Raw genomic sequence first — 6,459 nt, forward strand, 5'->3', positions numbered from 1 at the left:
TCACCTTCTTCGGCACGTCACTGTCGCGTGCCTTTCTGCGCCCACTGTTCTCACGTGGCGCGTTTGAACACAGAAAGCTGCCTGAAATTGGCGAACATGATGAATCGATCGATCGCTTACCGAAACGAAGGCCTGTCATGGTAGCGGCGCGGATCACGGTCAACGGGAAAGAAGCACCGATTTCACCGGCTGCACCGCACACCACGGCGCTGGATTTCCTGCGCGAGCGTGGCCTCACCGGTACCAAGGAGGGCTGCGCGGAGGGTGAGTGCGGTGCCTGTTCGGTCCTGGTGGCCCGTCCCGGGGTGAACAAGCCGACCGACTGGGTGGCGGTCAACGCCTGTCTGGTCCCGGCCGCGGCGCTCGACGGTCAGGAGATCATCACCTCCGAAGGCCTCGCCACCCCCGGTGCCGACGGCACGCCGCCTGCCCTGCACCCGGTGCAGGAGGAGATGGCGGTCCGCGGTGGCTCCCAGTGCGGCTACTGCACGCCGGGCTTCATCTGCAGCATGGCCTCCGAGTACTACCGACCGGACCGCTGCGCGCACGGCGATGACGCAGCCGCCGATGCCGATGCCGAGCACGGTCCGAACGGCTTCGATCTGCACGCGCTGAGCGGAAACCTGTGCCGCTGCACCGGCTACCGCCCGATTCGCGATGCCGCGTTCGCCGTCGGTGAGCCCACCGACGAGGACCCGCTCGCGCAGCGTCGCGACGAGGAGCCGCCGGCGCCGGTCGCCACCGAGTACAGCCAGGACGGCAAGACCTTCCTGCGGAAGAACACCCTTGCCGAAACACTGCAGTTGTTGCGCGAGCGGCCCGACGCGGTGGTGGTGGCCGGCTCCACCGACTTCGGTGTCGAGGTCAACATCCGTTCCCGCAGGGCGGATTGCGTCGTAGCGATCGACCGGCTGCCCGAACTGCGGGAGCTGCGCGTCGAATCCGACCACATCGAGATCGGTGCGGCGCTGACGCTCACCGAGATCGAACGCCGTCTCGACGGCGAAGTCCCGCTCCTCGCCGAACTGTTCCCGCAGTTCGCGTCCCGGCTCATCCGCAACGGTGCGACCTTCGGCGGCAACCTGGGGACCGGTTCCCCCATCGGTGACAGCCCGCCGGTGCTGCTCGCGCTGGAGGCATCGTTGGTGCTCGCCGACGCCGACGGTGAACGCGTGGTCCCGCTGGTGGACTACTTCACCGGCTACCGGCAGAGCGTGCGCCGTCCCGGCGAGCTGATCCGCGCGGTGCGCATCCCCCGGCCGCTGTCGCCGGTCACGGCCTTCCACAAGATCGCCAAGCGGCGCTTCGACGACATCTCCAGCGTCGCCGTCGCTTTCGCGCTCGACATCGAGGACGGGATCGTCCGCAAGGCGCGCATCGGCCTGGGCGGCGTGGCCGCCACCCCGCTCCGCTCCCTCGCCGCCGAGGCGGCCCTGGAGGGCAAGCCGTGGACGGCTCAGACCGTCCAGGAGGCGGCCCGGGAGCTGCGGGGCGAGGGTACGCCGATGAGCGACCATCGAGCCAGCTCCCTCTACCGCTCCGCGATGCTCGGCCAGAGCCTGCTGAAGCTGCACGCACAGACCACCGAGGCGGTGTCGTCATGAGTCATTTGTCCGAGATACCCGAGAAGCCGGTAGTCGGCGTCTCGATGCCGCACGAGAGTGCCTACCTGCACGTCACCGGTACCGCGCTCTACACCGACGACCTGGTGCAGCGCACCAAGGACGTGCTGCACGCGTACCCGGTGCAGGTCATGAAGGCCCGCGGCCGGATCACCGCGCTGCGCACCGAGGCCGCGCTCGCCGTGCCCGGCGTGGTCCGCGTGCTGACCGGTGCCGACGTGCCCGGCGTCAACGACGCCGGCATGAAGCACGACGAGCCGCTCTTCCCCGACGAGGTCATGTTCCACGGCCACGCCGTCGCCTGGGTGCTCGGCGAGACCCTGGAAGCGGCCCGGCTCGGTGCGGCGGCCGTCGAGGTCGACCTCGAGGAACTGCCCTCGCTGATCACGCTCCAGGACGCGATGGAGGCGGGCAGCTACCACGGTGCCCAGCCCCTGATGGTGCACGGCGACATCGACGCAGGCTTCGCCGACTCCGCGCACGTGATCAGCGGCGAGTTCCAGTTCGCCGGCCAGGAGCACTTCTACCTGGAGACGCACGCGGCGCTCGCCCTGGTCGACGAGAACGGGCAGGTGTTCATCCAGAGCAGCACCCAGCACCCGTCGGAGACCCAGGAAATCGTCTCCCACGTGCTCGGTGTTCCCTCGCACGAGATCACCGTGCAGTGCCTGCGCATGGGCGGCGGCTTCGGCGGCAAGGAGATGCAGCCGCACGGGTTCGCGGCCGTCGCCGCGCTCGGCGCCAAGCTGACCGGCCGTCCGGTCCGGTTCCGGCTCAACCGGACCCAGGACCTGACCATGTCCGGCAAGCGGCACGGTTTCCACGCCAAGTGGAAGATCGGCTTCGACGCCGAGGGCCGTATCCAGGCCCTCGACGCCGCCCTGGTGGCGGACGGCGGCTGGAGCCTGGACCTGTCCGAGCCGGTCCTCGCCCGCGCGCTGTGCCACATCGACAACACGTACTGGATCCCCAACGCGCGTGTCGCCGGTCGCATCGCCAAGACCAACACGGTCTCCAACACCGCGTTCCGCGGCTTCGGCGGACCGCAGGGCATGATCGTGATCGAGGACATCCTGGGCCGCTGCGCACCGCAGCTGGGCCTGGACCCGATGGAGCTGCGCGAGCGCAACTTCTACCAGCCGGGCCAGGGCCAGACGACGCCGTACGGTCAGCCGGTCACGCAGGCCGACCGGATCTCCGCAGTCTGGGAGCAGGTCAAGGAAAACGGCGGCATAGCCGACCGCAAGCGCGAGATCGCGGCCTTCAACGCCGCGCACCCGAACACCAAGCGGGCGCTCGCGATCACCGGCATCAAGTTCGGCATCTCGTTCAACCTCACCGCCTTCAACCAGGGCGGCGCGCTGGTGCTGATCTACAAGGACGGCTCCGTCCTGATCAACCACGGCGGCACCGAGATGGGCCAGGGCCTGCACACCAAGATGATGCAGGTGGCCGCGACCACGCTGGGCATCCCGCTGCACAAGGTCCGCCTCGCCCCGACGCGTACGGACAAGGTGCCGAACACCTCCGCCACCGCCGCCAGTTCCGGCGCGGACCTCAACGGCGGGGCGATCAAGAACGCCTGTGAGCAGCTGCGCGAGCGGCTGCTGCAGGTGGCCGGCTCCCAGCTGGGCGCGAACGCTTCGGACGTGCGCATCGTCGAGGGCGTCGCGCGCGCCCTGGGCAGCGACAAGGAGCTGGCCTGGGACGACCTGGTGCACACCGCGTACTTCCAGCGGGTCCAGCTGTCGGCGTCCGGCTTCTACCGGACCGAGGGGCTGCACTGGGACGCGAAGTCGTTCCGGGGCTCGCCGTTCAAGTATTTCGCCAACGGCGCCGCCGCGACCGAGGTGGAGGTCGACGGTTTCACCGGCGCCTACCGCATCCGACGGGTGGACATCGTGCACGACGTCGGAGACAGCCTGTCCCCGATGATCGACATCGGTCAGGTCGAGGGCGGTTTCGTGCAGGGCGCGGGCTGGCTCACGCTCGAGGACCTGCGCTGGGACGCCAGTGACGGGCCGAACCGCGGCCGGCTGCAGACCCAGGCGGCGAGCACGTACAAGCTGCCGAGCTTCTCGGAGATGCCCGAGGAGTTCAACGTCACGCTCCTGGAGAACGCCACCGAAGAGGGCGCGGTCTACGGGTCCAAGGCGGTGGGTGAGCCTCCGCTGATGCTGGCGTTCTCGGTGCGTGAGGCGCTGCGGCAGGCCGCCGCCGAGTTCGGGCCGAACGGGGTCAGCGTCGAGCTGGCCTCGCCCGCGACGCCGGAAGCGGTGTACTGGGCGATCCAGGCGGCGATCCAGGGTGCTGCCGCCCAGAACGGGCACGCCGCCCGTGACATCGCCGCCAACGGTCACGTCGCAGGTGGCCAGGTCCTCGCCGACGCAACCGCGTTGAGCGGTGCCTGACATGACGTGGGTCGCCGCGGTCGCGCGGTTGCGGGCACGCCGGGAGTCCGGCGTGCTGGTGACCGTCGCGACCGTGCGCGGCCACGCCCCGCGTGACGCCGGAGCGAAACTGGTGGTGGGGCAGACCGAGGCGTGGGGCTCGATCGGAGGCGGCAATGTCGAGGCCGTCGCGATCGACCGGGCCCGGGAGATGATCAACGCGTCCAAGCCGGAGCCGGAGCTGATCGACTTCGCCCTGAACGACAAAGTGACCAACCAGCATGGCGTGCAGTGCTGCGGCGGCACGGTGTCGGTACTGCTCGAACCCCTGCCGGTGGTACGGGCGGTGGCGGTCTTCGGAGTTGGGCACGTCGGGCTGGAACTGGCGCGCATCCTGGCGCGTCAGGACCTCGACCTCCATCTGATCGACACCCGCTCCGACATGCTCACCAAGGAGCGGCTCGGCATCCTCGCCGACGCGGTGGCACAGGTGCACGTGCATCACACGCCGCTGCTGCCCGAGGAGGTGCTGGAGGAGCTGCCGCGCGGCACCCACATCCTGATCATGACCCATGACCACGCCGAGGACGCCGCCCTGTGCGACGCCGCCTTGCGCACCACTCACCTCGGCTCCATCGGGCTGATCGGGTCGGCGGCCAAGTGGGTACGGTTCCGCAAACGCCTCCAGACCGAGGGCGGCCACGACGACGCCACCATCGACCGGATCAAGACCCCGATCGGGCTGGCCGACATCACCGGCAAGGACCCCGCGACCATCGCGGTGAGTGTCGCTGCCGATTTGCTGCGCACCTTCGAAACCGACTGGAGCTGACTCTCCCCCCTCCCGGATCGACAGGGGTGCCCCGCTCGTGCGAAAGCACACATGCGGGGCACCCCTTCGGCATGACTGCGCCGGCCACTTCGAAAGGCGCCCGCAGCAACGGATCAGCCCGTGTGCTGAGGCTGGCTGAGGCGGTCGGTTCGGAGAAGGCCGCGCCAAGCCGGCGAAGAAATGCAAAAGCCCCAGGTCACGGAAAGTGATTCCTGAGGCATTTGCAGAGTGGCTTTGAAGATTCGAATCCGGGGCCTACGCGTCCTGAGACGCACGGTATGTCGAGGCCTACGCGTTATGAGACGTGCGCATCCCGATGCCTACGCATGACGAGTACGCCACAGATCATGGTGACTCGTGACTCGCGATCGAATCTTCGATGCCGACGCGCGGTGAAGCGGGTTTTCAGTAGTCGACGCGGTCGGACTTGGCCCGCCACTCGTCGAACGGCTCCGTACGATTCGGCATGTCCACCTGCTCGATCACCATCGGCCACAGCTCCGCGGGCCTCTTCTCGAACAGGTCGTAGAACTTGCGGTCGTCGAAACCGGCCACTGCGGCGTCGTCCCGATCAGCGGCGAAGATGATCCGGTCGACTCGCGCCCACAGCGCAGAGGAAAGACACATCGGGCACGGCTCGCACGAGGTGACCAGGACGCAGCCCTCGAGCGAGAAGGTGCCCAGCTTCTGGCAGGCGGCACGGATCGCGCTCACCTCGCCGTGCGCCGTCGGGTCCAGGCTCGAAGTGACCTTGTTGTTCCCGATCGCGACAATTTCGCCACCCTTGGCGATCAACGCGCCGAACGGGCCGCCGCCGTTCTTCACGCTGGTGGTGGCAAGGCCGATGGCCTCGTCCATCCAGGTGCGCTCGAGCTCCTGGATGCTCTTCTCTTGGGTGTGCGCGGTCATGGTCACTCCTTTTGTCGCAGGCGGTCGGGACTCCCCGGATGCTCCGACCGTGCTCTGCCCGTTCCGGACACCGCACGGTGAGATCATTCGGGGCAACAAGTCGCGTTGCGGATGGCGTTCGGGACCGCCGGGATGGCGGAAACGGTGGGCTTGTTTACGGCCCACCAGAGCATGTCCTCCGCCAACAGATCTGAGGAGAAGGCGAACTCCCCGCGTACCTCGAGCGTTCCTTCCGGGCGTGGAGGGCTGTCGCCCCACCGGGGATCGACTCGTCGATGTTCTGCGGGGTACGCGCGGGAGAAGACGGGGTGGTCATCAGGAGGCCTCCACTGTCTCTTCCGTGACTCGTTCAGATGCGGTTAAGGCGGAATAGCGCAAGTACATCGGCCGGGCCCAGTCGAGGGCAGTCACCGAAACCATGAAGGAGTTGGCTGGTCGGATGGCACCTCTTGTAGATTCGTATGAAAGGCAGGATTCGGTGGATCCTTCTCCTCGTGAGAGCCGGGCGATCCCCTGGCGACGACGTACGACATGAAGCCCGGCTGCGACGACCTCTATGAGCGTCGCGGCTTCCGGGGTGGGTGACCCGTCTGGTGCGTGTCCGTCGGGTTGGGCTGTCAGAGGGCGGGGAGTCGGTCGACGAGCAGTTTGACTCTTGGTTCGGTGTCTTCTGGTGGTAGTCGTCGTGCGCGGGTGAGGGTTGCGA

At 68.0% G+C, this 6,459-nt stretch carries 4 protein-coding genes and 1 pseudogene; 3 read left to right on the top strand and 2 right to left on the bottom strand.

Annotated elements, in window-relative coordinates; all coding sequences use genetic code 11:
- Window positions 1-137: 137 nt before the first annotated feature.
- Genes AC07EJ_RS36700 through xdhC form a run of 3 tightly spaced genes read left to right on the top strand, consistent with a single transcriptional unit; the run spans window position 138 to window position 4,844 of the window.
- The gene (locus AC07EJ_RS36700; RefSeq protein WP_389486317.1) at window positions 138-1,604 is read left to right on the top strand and encodes a xanthine dehydrogenase small subunit; all 1,467 of its coding nucleotides are present in this window, start codon (window positions 138-140) and stop codon (window positions 1,602-1,604) included.
- Window positions 1,601-4,033 carry a xanthine dehydrogenase molybdopterin binding subunit gene (gene xdhB / locus AC07EJ_RS36705; protein ID WP_389486309.1) on the top strand — a complete coding sequence of 811 codons (2,433 nt, stop codon included), beginning with the start codon at window positions 1,601-1,603 and terminating at the stop codon, window positions 4,031-4,033. The genes AC07EJ_RS36700 and xdhB overlap by 4 nt, the downstream gene beginning before the upstream one ends.
- Before the next feature lies 1 nt (window position 4,034).
- Complete coding sequence (gene xdhC, locus AC07EJ_RS36710) at window positions 4,035-4,844, top strand: xanthine dehydrogenase accessory protein XdhC (RefSeq protein WP_478885895.1); 810 nt, start codon at window positions 4,035-4,037, stop codon at window positions 4,842-4,844.
- Between the two features lie 405 nt (window positions 4,845-5,249).
- On the opposite strand, the gene AC07EJ_RS36715 is transcribed toward xdhC, so the two are convergent.
- Both AC07EJ_RS36715 and AC07EJ_RS36720 read right to left on the bottom strand, forming a co-directional pair.
- Window positions 5,250-5,753, bottom strand: a complete 504-nt coding sequence (locus AC07EJ_RS36715) for a nucleoside deaminase (protein WP_389486313.1) — start codon at window positions 5,751-5,753, stop codon at window positions 5,250-5,252.
- A gap of 617 nt (window positions 5,754-6,370) precedes the next feature.
- Window positions 6,371-6,459: pseudogene (locus tag AC07EJ_RS36720) on the bottom strand (TetR family transcriptional regulator); the annotation flags it as partial.

Source organism: Streptomyces sp. NPDC045026 (genome assembly GCF_056432625.1).

Coding starts and splice junctions, on each gene's coding strand:
- AC07EJ_RS36700 (WP_389486317.1), top strand. CDS start 138: ATGGTAGCGGCGCGGATCACGGTCAACGGGAAAGAAGCACCGATTTCA.
- xdhC (WP_478885895.1), top strand. CDS start 4,035: ATGACGTGGGTCGCCGCGGTCGCGCGGTTGCGGGCACGCCGGGAGTCC.
- xdhB (WP_389486309.1), top strand. CDS start 1,601: ATGAGTCATTTGTCCGAGATACCCGAGAAGCCGGTAGTCGGCGTCTCG.
- AC07EJ_RS36715 (WP_389486313.1), bottom strand. CDS start 5,753: ATGACCGCGCACACCCAAGAGAAGAGCATCCAGGAGCTCGAGCGCACC.